The sequence below is a fragment of the Liquorilactobacillus oeni DSM 19972 genome, from assembly GCF_001436275.1.
Taxonomy (GTDB): Bacteria; Bacillota; Bacilli; order Lactobacillales; family Lactobacillaceae; genus Liquorilactobacillus; species Liquorilactobacillus oeni.
On the sequence record NZ_AZEH01000039.1, the window covers coordinates 78,819 to 99,312 of the forward strand.

19 protein-coding genes and 2 other annotated features (1 of these 21 running past the window's edge) are annotated in these 20,494 nt (G+C 37.4%); of the genes, 17 read left to right on the forward strand and 2 right to left on the reverse strand.

The features are described from left to right. Nucleotides 1-207, forward strand: a binding site (T-box leader) (it extends 1 nt beyond the left edge of the window). A gap of 49 nt (nucleotides 208-256) precedes the next feature. From FD46_RS05575 to FD46_RS05640, 14 genes are all read left to right on the forward strand, one after another. Next, nucleotides 257-2,914 (forward strand): valine--tRNA ligase, encoded by a 2,658-nt coding sequence (locus FD46_RS05575; protein ID WP_057896179.1) that lies wholly within the window; start codon nucleotides 257-259, stop codon nucleotides 2,912-2,914. A 265-nt stretch (nucleotides 2,915-3,179) separates the two neighbouring features. Then, nucleotides 3,180-4,481 carry a bifunctional folylpolyglutamate synthase/dihydrofolate synthase gene (locus FD46_RS05580; RefSeq protein ID WP_057896180.1) on the forward strand — a complete coding sequence of 434 codons (1,302 nt, stop codon included), beginning with the start codon at nucleotides 3,180-3,182 and terminating at the stop codon, nucleotides 4,479-4,481. A 29-nt stretch (nucleotides 4,482-4,510) separates the two neighbouring features. Beyond that, nucleotides 4,511-5,164 carry an HAD family hydrolase gene (locus FD46_RS05585; protein WP_057896181.1) on the forward strand — a complete coding sequence of 218 codons (654 nt, stop codon included), beginning with the start codon at nucleotides 4,511-4,513 and terminating at the stop codon, nucleotides 5,162-5,164. 50 nt (nucleotides 5,165-5,214) lie between these two features. Next, on the forward strand, nucleotides 5,215-5,886 hold the full coding sequence (gene radC, locus FD46_RS05590; RefSeq protein WP_057896182.1) for a RadC family protein: 672 nt from the start codon (nucleotides 5,215-5,217) through the stop codon (nucleotides 5,884-5,886). A gap of 318 nt (nucleotides 5,887-6,204) precedes the next feature. Beyond that, the gene (locus FD46_RS05595; protein ID WP_057896183.1) at nucleotides 6,205-7,209 is read left to right on the forward strand and encodes a rod shape-determining protein; all 1,005 of its coding nucleotides are present in this window, start codon (nucleotides 6,205-6,207) and stop codon (nucleotides 7,207-7,209) included. Nucleotides 7,210-7,307: 98 nt separating this feature from the next. Then, nucleotides 7,308-8,156 carry a rod shape-determining protein MreC gene (gene mreC, locus FD46_RS05600; protein ID WP_057896184.1) on the forward strand — a complete coding sequence of 283 codons (849 nt, stop codon included), beginning with the start codon at nucleotides 7,308-7,310 and terminating at the stop codon, nucleotides 8,154-8,156. A 12-nt stretch (nucleotides 8,157-8,168) separates the two neighbouring features. Next, nucleotides 8,169-8,684, forward strand: coding sequence for a rod shape-determining protein MreD (gene mreD / locus FD46_RS05605; protein WP_057896185.1), 516 nt, complete (start codon nucleotides 8,169-8,171; stop codon nucleotides 8,682-8,684). 13 nt (nucleotides 8,685-8,697) lie between these two features. Further along, complete coding sequence (locus tag FD46_RS05610; protein WP_057896186.1) at nucleotides 8,698-9,366, forward strand: septum site-determining protein MinC; 669 nt, start codon at nucleotides 8,698-8,700, stop codon at nucleotides 9,364-9,366. 1 nt (nucleotide 9,367) lies between these two features. Beyond that, nucleotides 9,368-10,174, forward strand: coding sequence for a septum site-determining protein MinD (minD, locus tag FD46_RS05615; protein WP_057896187.1), 807 nt, complete (start codon nucleotides 9,368-9,370; stop codon nucleotides 10,172-10,174). 59 nt (nucleotides 10,175-10,233) lie between these two features. Beyond that, nucleotides 10,234-10,460 (forward strand) — a binding site (T-box leader). A gap of 71 nt (nucleotides 10,461-10,531) precedes the next feature. Next, a complete protein-coding gene (locus tag FD46_RS05620) occupies nucleotides 10,532-11,182 on the forward strand; it encodes an amino acid ABC transporter permease (RefSeq protein WP_057896188.1) in 651 nt (216 codons plus the stop codon). A gap of 12 nt (nucleotides 11,183-11,194) precedes the next feature. Continuing rightward, nucleotides 11,195-11,833 carry an amino acid ABC transporter ATP-binding protein gene (locus tag FD46_RS05625; protein ID WP_057896189.1) on the forward strand — a complete coding sequence of 213 codons (639 nt, stop codon included), beginning with the start codon at nucleotides 11,195-11,197 and terminating at the stop codon, nucleotides 11,831-11,833. A gap of 22 nt (nucleotides 11,834-11,855) precedes the next feature. Further along, a complete protein-coding gene (locus FD46_RS05630; RefSeq protein ID WP_057896190.1) occupies nucleotides 11,856-12,698 on the forward strand; it encodes an amino acid ABC transporter substrate-binding protein in 843 nt (280 codons plus the stop codon). A gap of 96 nt (nucleotides 12,699-12,794) precedes the next feature. Then, complete coding sequence (gene cls, locus FD46_RS05635) at nucleotides 12,795-14,243, forward strand: cardiolipin synthase (RefSeq protein ID WP_057896191.1); 1,449 nt, start codon at nucleotides 12,795-12,797, stop codon at nucleotides 14,241-14,243. 108 nt (nucleotides 14,244-14,351) lie between these two features. Next, entirely contained in the window at nucleotides 14,352-15,290 is a 939-nt protein-coding gene (locus FD46_RS05640; RefSeq protein ID WP_057896192.1) for an alpha/beta hydrolase, read from the forward strand. Here FD46_RS05640 and FD46_RS05645 read toward each other — a convergent pair. Together FD46_RS05645 and FD46_RS05650 are read right to left on the reverse strand one after the other, a co-directional pair. Next, the gene (locus FD46_RS05645) at nucleotides 15,271-16,263 is read right to left on the reverse strand and encodes a hypothetical protein (RefSeq protein WP_057896193.1); all 993 of its coding nucleotides are present in this window, start codon (nucleotides 16,261-16,263) and stop codon (nucleotides 15,271-15,273) included. The two genes, FD46_RS05640 and FD46_RS05645, sit on opposite strands and share 20 nt — an antisense overlap. A 109-nt stretch (nucleotides 16,264-16,372) precedes the next feature. Further along, on the reverse strand, nucleotides 16,373-17,806 hold the full coding sequence (locus FD46_RS05650; protein ID WP_057896194.1) for a C69 family dipeptidase: 1,434 nt from the start codon (nucleotides 17,804-17,806) through the stop codon (nucleotides 16,373-16,375). Nucleotides 17,807-17,926: 120 nt separating this feature from the next. Between FD46_RS05650 and FD46_RS05655 the strand changes: the two genes are divergently transcribed. The 3 genes from FD46_RS05655 to lysA all read left to right on the forward strand — a co-directional run bounded on the left by FD46_RS05655 (nucleotide 17,927) and on the right by lysA (nucleotide 20,471). After that, nucleotides 17,927-18,811, forward strand: a complete 885-nt coding sequence (locus FD46_RS05655) for a YitT family protein (RefSeq protein ID WP_187329023.1) — start codon at nucleotides 17,927-17,929, stop codon at nucleotides 18,809-18,811. Between the two features lie 101 nt (nucleotides 18,812-18,912). Beyond that, complete coding sequence (locus FD46_RS05660) at nucleotides 18,913-19,101, forward strand: 2-hydroxymuconate tautomerase (RefSeq protein WP_057896196.1); 189 nt, start codon at nucleotides 18,913-18,915, stop codon at nucleotides 19,099-19,101. 65 nt (nucleotides 19,102-19,166) lie between these two features. Beyond that, nucleotides 19,167-20,471 (forward strand): diaminopimelate decarboxylase, encoded by a 1,305-nt coding sequence (gene lysA / locus FD46_RS05665; protein ID WP_057896197.1) that lies wholly within the window; start codon nucleotides 19,167-19,169, stop codon nucleotides 20,469-20,471. Nucleotides 20,472-20,494: the final 23 nt, after the last annotated feature.

Sequence of the window (20,494 nt, forward strand, 5' to 3'; positions counted from 1 at the left end):
CATAAGCTTTGAACAAGAGTGATCTGTCCGAAAATTATCAGAGAAGAGATAGTTTTGCTGTGATATCTCATGATTTTTGGTATGAGAAGTAGCTTGTGAGCTGTCCGGCTGAAATAATAGTAAGCTGGGCCGAAACCTGTTCGTTAACGAGGAAAGAGCGGGGTAAAAACCCAACTTAGGTGGTACCACGGCACAGTCGTCCTATATTTTAGGACGGCTTTTTTGTTTTTAGCAAAAGTCAGAGAGGATGAAGAAAATGACAAGAGAAACTTCAATGTCAACAAAATATGATCCGCAGCAAGTTGAAGCAGGCCGCTATGAAAAGTGGCTAGAACAAGATGTTTTCAAACCAAGTGCAAATCAGGACGCCAAGCCTTACTCAATTGTTATTCCACCACCAAACGTAACCGGGAAACTGCATCTTGGACATGCATGGGATACCACATTGCAAGATATGCTTATTCGTCAAAAGAGGATGCAAGGTTTTGATACGCTTTGGCTGCCAGGGATGGATCATGCCGGAATTGCTACTCAGGCAAAAGTGGAAGCACGTTTAGCTGAAAAAGGAATTTCACGGTATGACCTTGGCAGAGAGAAGTTTATTAAAACCGTTTGGGATTGGAAAGGCGAATATGCTGATATCATTCATCAGCAATGGAAAAAGTTGGGATTATCCTTAGATTACAGCCGTGAGCGCTTTACCCTTGATGAGGGACTTTCGAAAGCAGTACGTAAGGTCTTTGTAGCGCTCTATAAAAAAGGTTTGATTTATCGTGGAAAGTATATCATTAATTGGGATCCTAAGGCACGAACTGCATTGTCAGATATTGAAGTTATCCATAAAGATATAAAGGGTGCTTTCTATCATGTTAAATATCCTTTTGCTGATGATACAATCTTTAATGGTAAAAACTATATCGAAATTGCAACAACCCGTCCTGAGACGATGATGGGAGATGTTGCAGTTGCGGTTCATCCTAGTGATAAACGTTACAAAGAACTGATTGGGAAAACATTAGTATTACCACTGCAGGGACGCCACATTCCAATTATTGCTGATGAATATGTTGATCCTGAGTTTGGAACAGGGATGGTTAAGATTACACCGGCTCACGACCCGAATGACTTTGGGGTAGGCAACCGTCATCATCTTGAACAAATCAATACGATGAACGAAGATGCAACAATGAATGAAAATGCTGGTAAATATGAAGGCTTGGATCGTTTTGAAGCTCGTAAGGCGATTGTCAAGGATCTTGAAGATGAAGGCTGGATGTTACGCATTGAACCGATTGTTCACAGTGTGGGCCATTCAGAAAGAACGGGTGTCCAGGTCGAAGCACGTCTTTCAACACAGTGGTTCGTAAAAATGAAACCTTTGGCTCAAACAGCTCTTAAAAATCAAAAAACAGCTCAAAAGGTAAATTTTGTTCCTGAGCGTTTTGAAAATACTTTTACTCAGTGGATGGATAACGTTCATGATTGGGTAATTTCACGTCAACTATGGTGGGGGCATCAGATTCCAGCTTGGTATCACAAAAAAACGGGGGAAATCTATGTCGGTGAAAAAGCACCAGCGGATATTGAAAACTGGGAACAGGATACAGATGTGCTCGATACATGGTTTTCCAGTGCTTTATGGCCATTTTCAACAATGGGCTGGCCAAACGAAGACGCTCCTGATTTCAAACGTTATTTTCCAACCAATACACTTGTTACTGGTTATGATATTATTTTCTTTTGGGTTTCGCGAATGATTTTTCAAAGCCTCGAGTTTACAAAGAAGCGTCCCTTTGAACACGTTTTAATTCATGGCCTGATTCGTGATGAGCAAGGTCGAAAGATGAGTAAGTCCTTGGGCAATGGGATTGATCCAATGGATGTTATTGGCAAGTACGGTGCTGATGCGCTGCGCTGGTTTTTGTCTACTGGATCAACTCCAGGACAAGACGTGCGCTTTAGTTACACTAAAATGGATGCAGCTTGGAACTTTATTAACAAAATCTGGAATGCAAGTCGCTTTGTTATCATGAACCTTTCTGAAAGTACAAAGGCACAGCTGCCGGAAGGGAAACAGTGGCAATTGTCTGATAAATGGATTATCAGTAGATTGAACCAAACAGTTGCTGATGTTACACGGCTTTTTGAAAACTTTGAATTTGGCGAAGCTGGGCGTGCACTTTATAACTTTATTTGGAATGATTTTTGCGATTGGTATATCGAGATGGCTAAAGAAGATTTAAATGGTGATGATGAAGCTGTCAAAGCTAATACACAAAATATTTTATGCTACGTTTTGGACCAGACTTTGCGGCTTTTACATCCTATTATGCCGTTTGTAACGGAAAAAATTTGGTTAGAAATGCCGCATGAAGGAACTTCACTCGTTACAGCCAAATACCCGGTTGCTGATTCCAAGTATGAAAATAGTACTGCAGAAAAGCAAATGGAGAATTTAATAGAATTAATCAAGGCAGTGCGTAATAGCCGTGTTGAGGCAAATGCTCCAATGTCTAGTGCAATCGATATTTTTATTAAAACAAAGAATGATGAAACTAAGAAAATATTTGAAACTAACACTGATTATATCGAACGGTTCTGCCATTCAAAAAAATTAGAAATCGGGTCAGATGTAGCTGCTCCGCATCTGGCGATTACTTCAGTTATTACGGGTGCCGAAGTGTTCTTGCCATTAGCTGACTTAGTGGACTTAGATGAGGAAATTATAAGGTTGCAAAAAGAGGCAGCCAAGTTAAATAGTGAAGTTGCCCGTGCAGAAAAGAAACTTTCAAATGAGCGCTTTGTTGCTAATGCTCCTACTGAGGTTGTTGAAAAAGAAAGACAAAAGCTTGTTGACTACAAGGCAAAGTCAGCTTCTACAAATGAACGCATAAAGCAGATAAAAAATAAGTAAAGTTTTAAATTTCAAACCCTAACTGGATGGATAAAGCCCGCTGCGACATTAAAAGGGATGAGACAAAGTAATTTTTTGTCTTGTCCCTTTCGCTGTTTTAGAATTTTTTAAACGCAGTCGGCAAATTTAATTATTTACTCTGAATTTAAGAAAGATACTTTGGGGGTAAACACTCTTATGACTATTTTTAAAAAAATTACAGTCTTTTTGTTCTAAAAGCGTTTTTATAGTAAAATAACAAGTGTGATAGGAAGGTTGGACAAAAATGTTGGTAAAAGATTATGATGAAGCTCTTTCATTTATCCATGGAAGGACAAAGTTTAAGAAAAGTCCGACATTGAAGAGAATGAGACTGTTAGTCAAAGCTTTAGGCGACCCGGAAAAAAAATTTCCAATGATTCACATTACGGGAACCAATGGCAAGGGATCAACGGTTGCTTTTTTACGGGAACTGTTTCAAAGACAAGGATTGAAAGTTGGCACCTATACCTCACCTTTTATAGTAAAGTTCAATGAAAGAATTGAAATTAACGGGAAAATGATTTCCGATGAAGAAATAGTGGACTTAGTAAATCGTGTCGGACCTGTTGTTTTGAACCTTGATACTGAGTTGGCTGATGAAGAAGGTGGGCCTACAGAATTTGAAATTCTGACTGCGATGATGTTTGTTTACTTTGCAGGAGCTAATCTTGATATTGCATTAATTGAAGTTGGGATAGGCGGTACATATGATTCAACTAATGTGATTGACCCTTTAATGTCAGTGATCACTACTGTTGCTTATGATCATATGAATCTATTAGGTTCTACAATCGCTTCTATTGCCCAGCATAAAGCGGGTATCATTAAAGAGGGGCGTCCGGTAATTGTGGGAGATGTACCGGAAAGTGCTTTAGCAGTTATTCGTAAAAAAGCCGCAGCAGAAAAAGCGCCGCTTTACGTTTTGGAAGAAGATTACCAAATACAGACACTGAAAAAAAAAGGTTGGGGAGAAAATTTTTCATATACCGGTCTATCACACCACTTTATCGACTTGCGCACCAGCCTTGCAGGACGTTTTCAGGTAAAAAATGCGGCGGTTGCTTTGACAGCTTACTTGATTTGGATGCTTGCCAACAATATCGTGGTAAAAGCTTCGGATATTAGAATTGCTCTTGGAGGTACTGCTTGGCCGGGAAGATTTGAGCCGGTTAATAGGGAACCTCTGGTTATTCTTGATGGAGCTCATAACGAAGCAGCTGTTGATGAACTGGTCATTTCGTTGAAACAAAATTTTAAAGAGCAGCATGTTTATATCATTATTGCAATTTTAGCAGATAAACAACCGCTTGAAATGTTGAATAAACTAGCTGCAATGGCCAACACGACAGTAATAGCAACTACCTTTGCGGGTCCGCGAAAGGTTGCAGATGCTCAAAAATTAACAGGCTTGAATCAAAAAATTGAATATGAAAAGAATTGGGGACATGCAATGGTTGAAACCGTGCATAAGATGTCCGAAGAGGATGTACTGCTGATCACAGGTTCACTTTACTTTATTTCGGAAGTACGCCGCTTTTTCAAGTAATAAATGCCAAAAAATAAAGGAGAATAATAATGAACTTAGACTTGGTTATTTTTGATATGGATGGTTTAGTGGTCGATTCGGAAAAGATTTATTATGCAGCTAACAAGCGTGCAGCAGACCAATTAAAGATGAATTATTCACTTGAATATTATCGGCAATACATAGGCACCGGTACTAAAAAAATGCTTGATGCCATGACACTTGACTATGGCAGCCGTAGTTTAGTTGAAAACTTTATCCATTTGAGCCATGATCTGGTTTTTGATGTAATCAAAGAAAAAGGATTACCGCTTAAAAAAGGTTTCTTGGAATTAAGCGCATTTCTTGCCCAAAATGGCGTTAGAAGGGCATTAGCTTCTAGTAATGATCGGGTTGCAATTGATTTTTTCCTGCAAGAAGCAAAGATTAATCAGCAATTTGAATACATTGTGTCAGCTGATGATGTCCAGCATTCAAAGCCGTCTCCTGATATTTTTGAACGTGCTTGGACCTTAGCAGGAGCCCCAGCTAAACGAAAAGCACTTGTTTTGGAAGATTCTTTTAACGGAATTCGTGCGGCTCTTAATGCTAAAATACCTTCAATTATGATCCCTGATTTGATTCCAGCAACTCCAGAGGCTAGTTCGCAGACACTTGCAGTGCTTTCTGATCTTAATGAAGTCAAGTCATTTATTCAAGGCTAAGAAGAATCTCCTTTAAAACACGTATGTTATATTTAAAGGGGGTTTCAATTTTGTTGACGAATAGATTTGAACCAAAGGGTCTTTTTGAACGTATTGAACGATATACAGCGAAAAATTTAAGCGATCAAGAACTTATATTTTTATTTTTAAATAACTTTTTTAACAAGGAAGAGGCTGGTAAAAAAACAGCCCTTTTTTTCACACAGTACTCTGACTTGCGCCAATTAAATTATTTAACGGATCAGGAACTTCTATTTCTCTGGGGGAAACCGGAGCTGATTAAGTGGAAGAAAATTTTTTGTGAACTTGCGTTCAGGCTCATGCGTCGTCCCAAAATGGTTTTAGGGCGTGTCTATACCAGTCAAGAAATAGGCAAACAAATGGTCGCAGAATTGGGTACTGCTCAACAGGAAAAGTTGGTTGTAATTTTGTTAGACACTAAAAATCAAATTTTGGAATCCAGAAGTGTTTTTACTGGGACATTGGACGCTGCTACAGTTCATCCGCGTGAAATTTTTAGTTTGGCATTGCGTTATTGTGCTGCACGTTTACTTGTAGCACATAATCATCCGAGCGGAGACCCGGTACCTTCTCGAAATGATATTGAACTGACTGAACGATTAAAAAAATGCGGTGAAATAATGGGGATCAAGTTATTGGATCATCTGGTTGTAGGTTCGACATGTTACTTGAGTATGCGTGAAGAAGGAATTCTCAACTAATTTTTTTAATTTCTTGTTAGAGCTGACAGGGTATGCTAAAATTCCTGTAGTTAAGCTGAAAAAGTTTATCAGGATAAATGACAAAATTATCAAAGCAGGTTAATATGTAAAGACATCTATCTTGCAGTGTATTTCTTTTAGGCTAAGACATTATAAATAATTAGTTAAGAATAAGAACAAAACGAGATTTTTACCTACAATTTTAGTATGGTAAAGTAGTATACAATTTGAGTTAAATGGCAGCAATAAGTATGATATAATACGGGTATTGTGAATAGCACCAGTTTAGGTGCGGTAAATGTGAAGGGATGAAAAATAGTGTTCGGAATCGGGACAAAAAATATTGGAATCGACTTGGGAACCGCTAATACAATTGTTTACGCAGAAGGCAAAGGAATTGTGTTACGCGAACCATCCGTCGTAGCTAAAAATACTAAAACTGAAGAAATCGTCTCAGTGGGTTCTGAGGCACGTGATATGATTGGCAGAACCCCTGCAAGCATTGTAGCAATTCGACCCATGAAAGACGGTGTAATTGCTGACTATGATACTACAGTGGCAATGATGAAGTACTATATTGATAAGGCCCTGGGTCATAAAACAGGCAAACCGTATGTTATGGTTTGTGTTCCTAGTGGTGTTACAGAAGTTGAAAAAAGAGCAGTGATTGATGCCACTCGCGTGGCAGGAGCTCGCGATGCTTATGTAATTGAAGAACCATTCGCTGCAGCAATAGGTGCAGGGTTGCCTGTAATGGACCCAACAGGGAGTATGGTAGTTGACATTGGTGGCGGAACAACTGATGTTGCAACAATTTCTCTTGGTGGAATCGTTTCTAGTCGTTCAATCAGAATGGCCGGTGACAAGATTGATGATGCAATTGTTTATTATGTACGTCAGCATTATAATTTGTTGATTGGTGAAAGAACTGCAGAACAGTTAAAAATGGATGTGGCATCTGCATCAGTTGAAGCAGCAAAAGAATTGGATAATCAAACCATTCGCGGACGTGATTTGGTTAGCGGTTTGCCAAAGACGATAGAAATTGAAGCGAGTGATGTTGCAACTGCAATCCAAGAAGTAGTTCAGGAAATCATTTCTGCTATCAAAGAGACTTTAGAGGAAACTTCACCTGAAATTGCAGCAGATGTTATTGATCACGGAATTGTGTTAACCGGGGGCGGTGCTCAATTAAGACATTTACCTGAAGTAATTTCTGATGCAACAAAAGTTCCAGTATTTATTGCTTCTGAACCGCTTGATTGTGTTGCAATTGGTACTGGTGAATCTTTGAAGAGCATTGATGTTATGAAGAAAAAATAATAGTGGCACTCAAAGAGTATCGTGTAGGAGGTTGGGGGATTAGTCGTCCAACCTCTTAATTTTTGATACAATTTTAGTTTTGTTGTATGGAGGAAATTATGCAAAGATTTTTTTTCAATAAAAGACTCATCATTGTATTGGTGACACTGATTATTGGGTTTTTACTAATCGCTTTTTCGATAACTGTACGAAATAATAAGGCTACACCGCCTTTAGTGCAGCAGTTTGGTAATGATGCTGTGGGAATTGTTGATCGTGTGGTGGGTTATCCTGTTACTGGAATAGAAAAAGCAGGTGCTACTGTTTCTGATTTGCTGAGTACATACAGCGAGAATCAAAAACTTAAGAGTCAAGTTGACAGTTTGGCTGCTGAAAAAGCAAGTGAAGAGACCTTGCAAAGAGAAAATTCCCAATTGAAAAAACAGCTTAAACTCAATAAGTCCTTGACAAATTTTCAAAAGATTAGCGCTTATGCGATCAGCAGAGCGCCGTCTTCTTGGCAAAATCAGGTAACTATTAGCAAAGGTTCACTTTCTGGAATAAAGAAAAATGCTGCGGTTTTGTCTCAAGAAGGTCTAGTGGGAAGAGTCACTGAGGTTAACAAAGCATCTAGTAAAGTAGAACTTATCAGTTCAACGAATGATACGGCAAATCGCTTTGCAACCCAGATCTTAGCTGAATCAGGCGAAATCAATGGGTTAATTACTTCTTATGATAAAGACAGCAACCGTTTGATAATGGGACAGATTACTTCTCAAAAAAAGATTAAGAAGGGGGACAAAGTTATTACGTCGGGAATGGGCGGTAATTCTCCCAAAGGAATATATGTAGGCAGTGTTTCAAAAGTTGAAAAAGATGACTATGGGTTAGCCTCAAAAATTGAGATAAAACCCGCTGCTGATTTAACTGACCTCACTGTCGTCACTGTCGCAAATCGTACGGATTAGAGGTGGCAGATAATGAGAATTCCGAAAATGCGATATTTTTTTCCGTTGGGTCTGTTCTTTACTCTTTTTCTAGATGGAGCATTAAGCAATGCTTTTTCGAAACAAATGTTTACTTTGAGTTTTTCGATTGAAAGTCGAATCTTCATTTTATGGCTGGTTATGTGTGTGTGCTTTACAGATTTGAACCGCCCTTATCTATGGGCGATCTGTGTCGGGCTTGTCTTTGATCTTTATTACACTGGTATTATTGGTCCTTTTACAATGATTGTGCCATTAATAGTTTATTTAACCAAAACAATGTATAGTTTTTTTAAGCCTTCGTTTATTGTGGTATTATTAATATATCTAATAGATATTACTTTGGTGACTTTTTTGTTCTACTTGATAAACGCAATGATTGGGTTTACCAATAGTTCGATGGCAGATTTTATCAGTATGACTTTAGGTCCGACACTGGCATATAATCTGGCTGTATTTGTGGTACTTTATATACCAGTACAGCGTTTTATCGAGACTTTTTCAAGATGAATGGAGTGTTAAAATGCAAAGTGTTATTTTAAAAGGACACAAAGACGGTTATGTGATCAATTTGAAATCGAATGCAAGGTTTATTGACATTTTGCGTGAGCTGACAGAACTCTTTGAGCAACTGCAGCAGGATGAAAAAATGAATAGTGAGCCTCTTTCCTTTAACATAACAACTGGAAGCAGACTTCTTAATGCTGATGAAAAGAAAAAAATTGAAAAAATTGTTAGCCGGTTTCCTTTATTTTCAATACATAAAATCACTTCTGAAGTAATGTTGGTTCAAGATGCTTTAGAAATGATCGAAAGTAAATCCATTCATCTAGATGCTAATACTATTCGTAATGGTCAAGTAGAATACATCCAAGGAGATGTTTTATATGTCGGCGATCTCCATCAAGGAGGCATGCTGCGTGCTACCGGTAATGTTTTTCTCTTGGGAAAATGTGAAGGAATTGTACATGCAGGTTATTTAAGTAATTCTGAAGCAATTATTGTAGGTGATGTGCATGCTGCTCAACAGGTTAGAATTGCTGATGCTGTAGCTATTGTTGCGCAAGAAAAAATTGCAAAGAGCAAAGAAACTGTAGTATTTGTTAATGACCTGCATGTCTTAGATTATACAAAACATACAGAAATAAAGACCATTCGACCAAAATTGTTTGCACGTATGGGAGGATATTAAGATGGGTAAAGCAATTGTTGTTACTTCTGGCAAGGGCGGTGTTGGTAAAACTACAACTACTGCAAATCTAGGTACTGCACTTGCTCTTTCAGGATCAAAAGTTTGTCTGCTTGATCTTGATATTGGTTTGCGTAATTTAGATGTAATTTTAGGGCTTGATAATAGAATCATTTATGACATTGTTGATGTCGCAAAGGGACGTGCTAAGTTACAGCAAGCATTAATTAAAGATAAACGTTTTGAAGACAAGCTTTTTTTACTGCCAGCAGCGCAAAATGCAGATAAATCTGTTTTAAATCCAGAAGAGGTAAAGAAAATTGTTACTGAATTAAAACCAGATTTTGATTATGTATTGATTGACTGTCCTGCGGGGATTGAACAGGGGTTTATAAATGCAGTTGCAGGTGCTGACCAGGCAATTGTTGTATCTACACCGGAAATTTCAGCTGTCCGAGATGCTGATCGTGTAATTGGTTTGTTGGAGAAAGAATCGTTGTCTGAGCCGCCGCAACTTATAATTAATAGAATAAGGACACATATGATTAATGATGGGCAGGCAATGGATATCGATGAAATTACTCGCCATCTTTCCATTAAACTTTTAGGAATCGTTTTTGATGATGATCAGGTTATTACCACTTCAAACAAAGGAGAGCCAATTGTTTTAAACGAACGCAATCCCGCTTCTCAAGGTTATCGTAATATTGCTCGTCGAATGCAAGGTGAAACTGTCCCATTGATGAGTATAGCTTCTATTGAGAAAAAAAGTATTTTTAGCAGACTTAAGAGCTGGTTTGACAAGAAGTAATGTTGACATTTTTGATTGTTGATGATAACCTAAGAACAATTAAATTATAAATGAATTAAATAATGACAAGGAACAGAAGAGTAGGCGTTTTTCAATTTCAGAGACTGTCCGGAAGCTGTGAGGATAGAATGAAAGACGAACGAATCACATCTGCGAGTCAGCATCTTGAAACTAGTAAAGATATTCGGTTTGGGGCCGTTAACACTGTGAGTTTTTAACTTACTGAGGCTGTCTTTGTGAAAAGATGGTAAAATGAGGTGGGATCGCGCTTTTTTGTGCCCTCTTAGATTTTTAATCTAAGAGGGTTTTTTGTTGTTATAATAAATTTATATTTAAATAAATTAAGGGGATGGGAAAATGAATTATATTTTAGAGATTTTGCCTTCATTATTAAACGGTGCAAAACTAACGTTAGAAATATTTTTTTGGACTCTTATCGGCTCGCTTCCTTTAGGATTGCTAGTTGGGTTGGGACTGACTTCTAGTTTTATGCCCTTAAGGGCACTTTTACGTTTTTATGTTTGGTTAATGCGAGGAACGCCGCTACTTTTACAATTAATTTTTGTATTTTATGGTCTTCCTTTGATTGCAAATGGTGTTTTCACACTTGAAAGATATGACGCTGCGCTTTTTGCATTTATTTTAAATTATACTGCGTATTTTGCTGAAATTTTTCGTGGAGGTTTACAATCTATCGATCAAGGTCAGTATGAAAGTGCAAAGGTTTTACGTCTTTCATACTGGCAGACAATTCGTAAAATAATAACTCCGCAAGTGATAAAAATTGTTTTGCCTTCAATTGGAAATGAAGTTATTAATCTGGTTAAGGACTCCAGCCTAGTATATGTGATCGGTCTTGGTGATCTTCTTCGAGCCGGCAATATTGCAACAAGTCGTGATGTGACGCTTACACCGCTGATTTTAGTTGGAATTATCTACTTGATATTAACTGCTTTTTGCACTTATATTTTACAGAAATTAGAACGCCATTACAGTTATTGGAGATAGGAGGGTTATTTGATGCTGGAACTTAAAAATCTTACAAAAAAATTTGATAAACGTATAATCTTAGATGGGGTAAACTTCTCAATCGACGATGGAAAGATCTTGTGTATTGTCGGACAATCCGGTGCTGGGAAAACAACCCTTTTACGTTGTATCAGCGGATTAGAAAGAGCAGACGCGGGAGAAATTTTGGTTGATGGTAAAAAGTTCGATCCAGTAAACACTAAAAACCAAGATTCAGTTATTGGAATTGTATTTCAGGAATTTCAGTTATTTCCTCACTTGTCAGCCTTAGAAAATATCATGCTTGCACCTGAATTAGTTCTGAAAGAAACAAAGGTACAGGCAAAAGAACAAGCTCAAGACCTTTTAGAAAAATTGTCTTTAAAAGATAAAGCTGATCTTTATCCTTATCAACTGTCGGGGGGGCAGAAACAAAGACTGGCTATTGCAAGAGCATTAGCTATGAAACCGAAAATTCTTTGTTATGATGAGCCAACCTCAGCTCTTGATCCAGCATTACGAGATGCTGTTAAGAAAATTATAGTTGCCTTGAAAAAAGACGGTATAACTCAGATAGTTGTTACACATGATATGGAGTTTGCAAAACAAATTGCAGATAAGATTCTTAAAGTTGAAGTTTTGAAAAAATAAGTTAAAAAGAGGAACTGATAGCATGAAAAATCAAAAAAAAATAACTTTATCTGTCTTATTATGCTTTTTGCTGCTCGTATTTCTTAGTTTAAACAGTTGTTCTAACGTACGTCAACGGGCTAATACTGTTGACAATTGGGAGACAATTCAAAAAAAAGGAAAAGTAATCGTAGGACTTGATGATAGTTTTGTTCCCATGGGGTTTCGCGAAAAAAGCGGTAAACTTGTCGGGTATGACATTGATTTGGCACGTGCAGTCTTTAAAAAATATGGCATAAAGGTTGATTTTCAAACAATTGACTGGTCTATGAAGGAAACAGAATTACGTAATAAGACGATTGACTTAATTTGGAATGGTTATACAAAAACGTCTGCCCGTGAAAAAAACGTTGCGTTTAGCAAAACATATTTAAAAAATGAGCAAATTTTAGTTACAAAAAAGGCTAGTGGCATCAAGAATGCTGCAGGTATGAAAGATAAAATACTGGGAGTTCAAAGTGGTTCTTCCGGTTATCAATCTTATACAGATAATCCGCAAGTGTTGAAAAAGTATGTACATGATACTGTTCAATACGACACTTTTAACAACGCCTTTATGGATTTGAATGCAGGCAGGATCCAAGGGCTTCTGATTGATAGTGTTTACGCTAATTACTATATTAAACATCAAAAAAATGCTAAGGATTACGAAAAAACACCGATTGGATTTCCAACAGAAGATTTCGCAGTGGGGATGAGAAAGGGAGATAAAACATTGCGTAGCAAAATTAATGGCGCTTTGCAGGAACTCTATCGCGATGGAACCATGAAGAAGATCAGTCAAAAATGGTTCGGAGTTGATAATTCAGTAGAGATAGGGAAATAAAATGACAAATGTCTTGAATGAGAGTAAACTTTCACTAGATTACGGATTATTTATGTTTATGAAAGAAAAGGTAAGACTAGTGAAGAGGTGAAATAATTGTCTTATGTCAATTTTGTATTGCAAGTTGTGCTTTGGGTTAACTTGGTGGCAGCAGTTATTACTGTTTTTAAGGATAAGCGTGAGATTGCTGCTACTTGGGCGTGGCTGCTTGTCTTAACTTTTTTGCCGGTAGTCGGTTTTATTATGTACTTGTTTGTGGGCAAAAAGTTGCCGCGGAATAGAATTTATGATATTAGAACTCAGCAACAAATTGGAATCGATCAATTGGTTAAGCTTCAAAAAGAGCAATGGAATGAAAAGGAGCTTTTGCCTGCTGAAGAGATCTCAGACACTGCACGCGAAATGGTTCATTTATTTTTAGAAACTGATAATGCTATTTTAACAAAGCATAATCGTGTTGAAATTATTACCGATGGTAAAGAAAAATTTCAGCGTCTCTTTGAGGATGTTAAAAAAGCTAAAAATCATATACATGTTGAATACTATACCTTTTATAATGATAAAATTGGAAATGAATTTCTGCACTTATTGGAACGAAAAGCAAAAGAAGGGGTAAAGGTCCGTATAATATATGATAGTCTCGGTTCTAGAGGAACCAAAAAGCGCTTTTTTGAACACCTTCGAAGTCTTGGAGGAGAGGCTGAGTCTTTTTTTGGGGATCATCGTTCTTTTTCAAATTTTCGTTTAAACTATCGTGATCATAGAAAACTGGTCATTATTGATGGTTCAGTAGGATATATTGGTGGATTCAACGTTGGTGATCAATATTTGGGACGCGATTTGAAGTTCGGCCACTGGCGTGATACACACCTAAGGGTCAGCGGAAACGCAGCAGAGGCAATGCAATCACGTTTCTTTATGGATTGGAATGCAACGGTGCCAAAGCGTCGGATTAATTATCAAGAAAATTACTTTCCTCTTGTTCCTAGACAAGGAGAAACTAGCATTCAAATTGTTTCAAGCGGACCTGATAACGAAGTTCAAAAAATCAAGTTGGGTTATATCAAACTGATAAATAGTGCCGCTGAGTATGTTTTAATTCAGACACCATATTTGATTCCTGATGATTCTTTATTTGAAACACTTTCTCTGGCAGCTCTTTCTGGAGTTAAAGTTAAAATTATGATTCCAGCAAAACCCGACCATCCTTTTGTTTATCGTGCAACTCAGTATTATGCCAAAGCACTATTAGAAAACAACGTAGAAATTTATCGTTATGATAACGGATTTATGCATTCGAAGGTTCTTGTAGTGGATGGGAAGATTTCTTCTGTTGGTTCTGCTAATATGGATTACCGCAGCTTTAAATTAAACTTTGAAGCTAATGCTTTTTTGTATGATCAGCGAATTAGTATGCAACTGCGTAATATTTTCGAAGAAGATATGCTGCATTCTACAAAGCTAACTATTGAAGACTTTCAGGTACAATCTGCGTGGATGAAGTTCAAGCAGTATTTCTCCCGCTTGCTGTCACCAATTCTTTGAAATTTTGAATATCAATAAATAATTCATATTATTGATGCTGGGCAGTAACTGTCCCAGTGTCTTTTTATTTTCTTCTTAAAATAGAATCAAAAACCTAAGGAGTAAAAATTGAAAAATAAAAAAAATATAATTTTGTTTGGAATAATAATTTTTTTAGCACTAATTATTTGTCTTTTGACGGCAGCAAGTGCTTACTTGTATAACTTTGCTTTTGAGCCACAAAAAAGTTTGAGTAGCAGGATGCCGGAAAAAAAGAAAGCCAGACTGACAGTAGATCAGAAATGGCTTAAGCATGTAAAACAAGAAACGTGGACAGAAACAGCAGCAAATCAAAAGCTGAAATTAGCTGCCTTTTTTGTACCTGCAAAATATTCTAGCCGCAAAACGATAATTGTAGCTCATGGATACCAAGAAAATCATTTAATGATGGCTAGTTATATTCGAATGTTTCATGCAAAAGGATACAATGTGCTTGCACCGGATGATCGTGGTGCAGGTAAAAGTCAAGGAAATTATATTGGCTTTGGCTGGCCTGATCGCTTAGACTATGTAAAATGGGTAAAAAGAATAGTTAAACGAGAAGGCCTAAATGTACGAATAGGGTTGTTTGGAGTAAGCATGGGAGGCACAACTGTTATGATGACTAGTGGCGAGAAACTTCCTGTGCAGGTAAAAGCGATCGTGGCAGACTCAGGATATTCAAGTATTGGAGCCGAGCTCACCTATGAATTAAAGAAAAAATTTGATTTACCCAAAGAGCCGTTGATTACAACGGCTGGCTGGTTCACTTTTATGAAAACAGGCTTTAATTTTAACGATGGTAAGACTATTGATCAACTGAGAAAAAATAAATTACCGCTTTTTTTAATTCATGGTGGAGCAGATACTTTTGTTCCTACAAAAATGGTCTATCAAAATTATGCGGCTACCTCAGGTATTCGGAAAATATGGGTAGTTCCCAAAACGGGACACGCTATGGCATATTATAATTATCCGCGCAAATATGAGCAATGTGTTATATCATTTTTTAATCAATACCTTCACTGACATTTTTCACAGGAAAAAAGATAAATCTTTGAGGTTGAAGTTCTAATTTCAATCGACGGCATAATTCCTTGTTTTCTGGAGAACCCAGCCGGTTGAAATTATTTTTATCAGTCCAAGAATAGTTTTTCCAAAGCATCAGATTATTTTGTAAAGCCTGATCTGTATAACTAAAAGTTTGTCCTTTCTTGCTTTTAGCAAGATCGGCTTGGAAAATCATTTTTTCAGGCCTTTTTTTTATTTTTGTTGTTGTAAAAGTCTCGTGCGGATAAAAGTAATGAAGCAAGTGTGAGAAGGAGGGCTGCCAGATAATTGTTATATCATAGCCGTTTGCTATTTCATTGAAATGGTATAACCGTTCTGGGTTCCATGGCGATAAAACGATTTTTGTCATTTGATCCGGCTGAAGTCTTTCGAGTACCTTGCGGAAATGTTTTTGAAGACCAACCTCGCTTGCTGGTAATTGCGCTGAGGGGGATATTAACATTTCAGAACCGATAATCAAATTTGCTATTGGAAGCTGCTTTGCAGCTTTTTTCCAGTTTTTAACTCTTTTTTTATGCATTCCATTCTGGGTAAAAAAGTTGCAGTACAGGGTATTTGTTTTCTTATGTTTTATAATGAGCGAGAGTGAGCCATAAATAGTATCATCATTTTTGTAAACTGAAATCTGGAGTTTTTTAAACTGCTGAGGATAGCCTTCAGGGATTATCTTAAGTTTAGCATTTAGTTGTGGGATAAGGCCAAAGCGCTGCATCTTTTGCAAGAGGACAAAAAAATCAAAACCAACATAGAATATTTCACATGGACTTGCTTGATAGAGCGCCCTTAAATTTGCTGAAGAGAAGTATGTTAACAAACATTGTCTACAAATTTTCTTTTTACGTACATCGACTTGGAGAAAATCAGCACCATCTTTAAAGATTAGTTCATCTGTATTTTTTTTTGTGAGGTTTCCAGTTTCATCAATTAGCATTATTAAAATTCCTTTTTGTTAAAATTAATTTAGCCTGAATTTTTAAATACATCTACAATAAATGAGAAATACTGCCATAAATATCAAAAAATAAAAGTGAGCAGCTCAACTACAAGTTTTCGTCTGTTTTGAAATTAAGAGGGGATAGGTCAGTTGACTGTGTAATTAGCTGTGCAGTTAATTTATCAACTTCTTTTAATGCTAAAGCAGCATTTTCATGACTTTTTTTGGTCAAGTAAGAAATTAATTTATCCTTTTTAAAAATTTTTAAAGCTTGCCTGTCGCTGATGTGAACACTATGATTTAATTTTATTCGTAAATCTTTTTGCAAAGCCTTTAGTTTTTCTCCATAAGTCAAATAGTGCGGATCAACTAGAATGCCTAACAGCTTATACCGCCAATAAGCCGAATCAAAACTAAACGTTTCTATTCCCTTTTGATATTCAACAGGCGTATCTTTCAATGAAGCATAGAAGGGAACAAATACACTTTGAGCCGTCACTCCTAACGCAAGCCAGTGGAGGCCATTAATTTCTTTTGGCAGCCATGGACGTAATTGAAGAATATGTGATTCTTGCGTTTCGGCAAGGCTGATCGGACGGAATCTATGTTTTTGCTCAGCTGTGCCTACACCTAATGGATCATAAACAGTTCTTTGAAAATGAGATGCCAGTAAAAATTCCAGATCTTCTCTATGAAGCAGATTGTCCGGTTTTTGAATAAATGGTAAACTTTCACTTGTCGGTTCTGAGATGATGCTAGGAGTAAATTGTTTTTGCCCATACCAGACACGTGGAGTACTGTAGATCTCATCACTAAGTTCATGAGTTCCAAAGATTTTGCGAAAGTTAAATGAGAAATTATCAGAATTAAGTCTATTTTCAGTTACAAATTTTTTTAAATTTGTAGCAGTCATAAAGTTGGCGGTATCTGCAAAATCAATTTCTTCAAGAGCTAACTGATTTGCAACCACTGCATAGCAGTCATCTGGGATGCGCTGTGCAGCCCAGCAATGCCCAGTTGCGATTTCCATATACCAAGCTTCGTCATTATCTGCAAAGAGAACACCGTTTGTTTCGCTTGCTCCCTTGGTTTCGACAATTTTTCCCAGTCGCGCAACACCTTCACGAGCAGTCTTAATATAGGGAAGTACAACTGTAACAATTGCTTCTTCACCAATCCCGTTTTTTACAAGGGGGTCTGCACCTAAGACTCTTTCATTGGCATATGCGCTTTCTGTTGCACTCATTGCAACACCGTCCTCATTAATTCCGTCTTCTTCAAAAGTACCATATTGGTCTGTCCATTCTGGTGTTGCAGTGTACTTGCTACTGATTAAAGGTAATTCAAGTCTGAAGCCATTATCTGAGGAGATAAAAGTTTGTTGTTTTAAAGACTTATGGTGAGGATGAACAACAAAATGTTTAGGCCAAGCCGTTTTAAAATCTTCGTTGCGCGCGATCATAATAGAGCCGTCAGCAGTTGCTTTTTTACCGACCAAAATACTAGTGCAGGCTGAAAAATCTTTTGTGTTGTCTGTCAATACGAATACCTCTTTCTTTTTACAGCGGATTTAGTTAAAATAATTCTAGCATAGAAAACAAAAGAGTGATAGCAACGATGTTTTAGTTAATCTGCTAAGCACTTAAAGTGAGGGAGAATAATGATAACTCAATATTCAAATGGGGTTAAAAGACTGCTGATTGTTATTTTTGCAGGATTGATGTTAGCTGTGGGTTTGAATTTTTTTTTGCTGCCAGGAAATATTTTTGGAGCGGGATTAAATGGAATTGCACAGCTGATTTCTGCAATTGTTAAAAAAACAGTGGGTTGGAGAGTCGATACAGGTTATTTCATTTTCTTATTGAATATTCCAGTGGTTATTTTAGGCTTGTTAAAAGTAGGAAAGAGTTTTACTTTTTACAGTATTTTGACAGTCATTACAACAACTGTCTTAACTATTACACTTCCTGTTGAACATCTTACTACCGATCCTCTGATGAATGCTTTGTTTGGCGGGTTAATAACAGGAGTAGGTGTGGGTTGTTCTTTAAAGTATGGTTTTTCAACCGGAGGAATGGACATTGTTGCTGTTTTTTTAAACATGACAACGGGACGTTCAGTTGGCTTTTTGATGTTGCTGACTAACATGATAATTATCCTGACAGCAGGTTTTTACTTTAGCTGGCAGAGCGCACTTTATACAATTATTTCTAATTATGCCCTTACTCGTGTAGTGGACAGTATTCACACTTCTCACCAAAAACTGACTGCTTTTGTTGTTACTACGAAAGCTGCTCAAATTTTACCTGCTATTCAGCAGACTTTGGTTCGCGGCGTAACCGTATTGCCTTCAAAGGGGGCATATACAGGAAGAGACAGCCAAACGTTAATGACAGTATTAACCCGGTATGAACTTTATCGTTTTAAACAGTTAATCAAGCAAGAAGATCCGGCTGCTTTTATTAACTTTGTTAATACTGCTGATGTCGCAGGAAATTTTGCAAATGCGGTGCAGCAAGATAAAATAAAAGCTGGTTATAAGTAAATTGTAGTTAAGTCTCTTAATTTTAAAATTTAATTGCTTTCTAATAATTTTTCTGTTTTAATGAACTTAACGCATCCTAAAAATCGAAAGAGGGTACAAAAATGCCATTAGTCCATATAGAATTAATAGCGGGTCGTTCACAGGAACAACTTAAACAGCTAGTTAAAGACGTTACTGAGGCTGTTACTAAGAATACAGGAGCGCCAGCAGAACATGTACATGTGGTACTGAATGAAATGAAAAAAAACCGCTACAGCGTGGGCGGAGTGCTTAAAAGTGATGAAAAGTAGTTTTTAAAGCGGGTCAGGCAAGAGTACCTGGCTTTTTTAGTTTATTTTTAGAGAGGGTGTTTTAGTTGACAAAGTTATCGGAAACTGTTGAAATCAATGGAGCTGGACATTTGGCTATTGGGGGAGTTGACGCGCTTAAACTGGCTAAGAAATATGGAACGCCATTAATTGCTTACGATGTGGCCAAGATAAAAAACCAGGTAAAACGCTTTAAGCAGGCTTTCATTGATGGAAATGTTCCCTATCGTGTCACTTATGCTAGTAAAGCTTTCTCTGCACTTGCAATGTACCGGCTGATTTCAAAAGAAGGACTAGGCTGCGATGTGGTTTCTGGAGGTGAACTGTATGCGGCTCTAAAGGGCGGAATGCCTCCTGAAAAAATTGAATTCCATGGTAATAACAAGCTGCCTGAAGAACTTGAATTAGCTGTTGATTCCAAAATTGGTTGTATTGTAGTCGATAATTTCCAGGAAATATCGTTCCTTGACAATATTTTAAAAGCTAAAAAAACCAAAATCTCAGTTACCTTAAGAGTTGCCCCAGGGGTTGAAGCGGAGACTCATAAATATATTTCTACAGGACAGGAGAATTCAAAATTTGGATTTGATGTCCGCAGCGGACAAGCAGAAAAAGCTTTAAAACTGCTGCTTGATAACCCGCGGATGAATCTTAAGGGAGTTCACTGTCATATAGGATCGCAAATTTTTGCCGCTGCAGGTTTTGTTATGGCAATCAATAAAATGGTTCAGCTTTTAAAAGCTTGGAAAGAAAAATATGATTTTACTGCTGAAATACTGAACATTGGCGGGGGGTTTGGAACCCGCTATATTGATTCTGATGAGCCGTTGCCTGCGGATGAATTTGTAAAGCAGATAGTGAAGGCTGTTAAGGAAAAAATTGCAGAAGCAAAGCTTAAGTTTCCTGAAATTTGGATTGAACCGGGACGTGCACTTGTGGGAGAATCAGCGGTAACATTATATACTGTTGGTTCACGCAAAGATGTCGAAGGTGTCTGTCATTTCGTATCGGTAGATGGCGGAATGGGCGATAATATCAGACCGGCACTTTATCAGGCAAAGTATGAGGCTGTTTTAGCGAATAAGCCCCAAGCCCTTAAAGAGCAGATTGTAACGGTTGTGGGAAAATATTGTGAATCTGGAGATATTTTGGTGCGGGATGCGCTTTTGCCGGTAACACATCCTAACGATACTCTTGCAATCCTGTCAACTGGTGCATACGGATATACGATGGCAAGTAATTATAATCGTAATCCACGTCCGGCGGTAGTATTTTGTGAAAATGGCAAAGATAAATTGGTTATTAAAAGAGAGACGTATGCAGATATGCTGCGGTGTGAGCTTAGTTTGTAGTGAGTTTACTTGATTAAAAAGGC

Excerpts from the sequence above, each read along its gene's own strand:
- FD46_RS05575 (WP_057896179.1), top strand. The coding sequence starts at position 257 with ATGACAAGAGAAACTTCAATGTCAACAAAATATGATCCGCAGCAAGTT.
- FD46_RS05580 (WP_057896180.1), top strand. The coding sequence starts at position 3,180 with ATGTTGGTAAAAGATTATGATGAAGCTCTTTCATTTATCCATGGAAGG.
- FD46_RS05585 (WP_057896181.1), top strand. The coding sequence starts at position 4,511 with ATGAACTTAGACTTGGTTATTTTTGATATGGATGGTTTAGTGGTCGAT.
- mreC (WP_057896184.1), top strand. The coding sequence starts at position 7,308 with ATGCAAAGATTTTTTTTCAATAAAAGACTCATCATTGTATTGGTGACA.
- mreD (WP_057896185.1), top strand. The coding sequence starts at position 8,169 with ATGAGAATTCCGAAAATGCGATATTTTTTTCCGTTGGGTCTGTTCTTT.
- FD46_RS05610 (WP_057896186.1), top strand. The coding sequence starts at position 8,698 with ATGCAAAGTGTTATTTTAAAAGGACACAAAGACGGTTATGTGATCAAT.
- minD (WP_057896187.1), top strand. The coding sequence starts at position 9,368 with ATGGGTAAAGCAATTGTTGTTACTTCTGGCAAGGGCGGTGTTGGTAAA.
- FD46_RS05620 (WP_057896188.1), top strand. The coding sequence starts at position 10,532 with ATGAATTATATTTTAGAGATTTTGCCTTCATTATTAAACGGTGCAAAA.
- FD46_RS05625 (WP_057896189.1), top strand. The coding sequence starts at position 11,195 with ATGCTGGAACTTAAAAATCTTACAAAAAAATTTGATAAACGTATAATC.
- FD46_RS05630 (WP_057896190.1), top strand. The coding sequence starts at position 11,856 with ATGAAAAATCAAAAAAAAATAACTTTATCTGTCTTATTATGCTTTTTG.
- FD46_RS05645 (WP_057896193.1), bottom strand. The coding sequence starts at position 16,263 with ATGCTAATTGATGAAACTGGAAACCTCACAAAAAAAAATACAGATGAA.
- FD46_RS05655 (WP_187329023.1), top strand. The coding sequence starts at position 17,927 with ATGATAACTCAATATTCAAATGGGGTTAAAAGACTGCTGATTGTTATT.
- FD46_RS05660 (WP_057896196.1), top strand. The coding sequence starts at position 18,913 with ATGCCATTAGTCCATATAGAATTAATAGCGGGTCGTTCACAGGAACAA.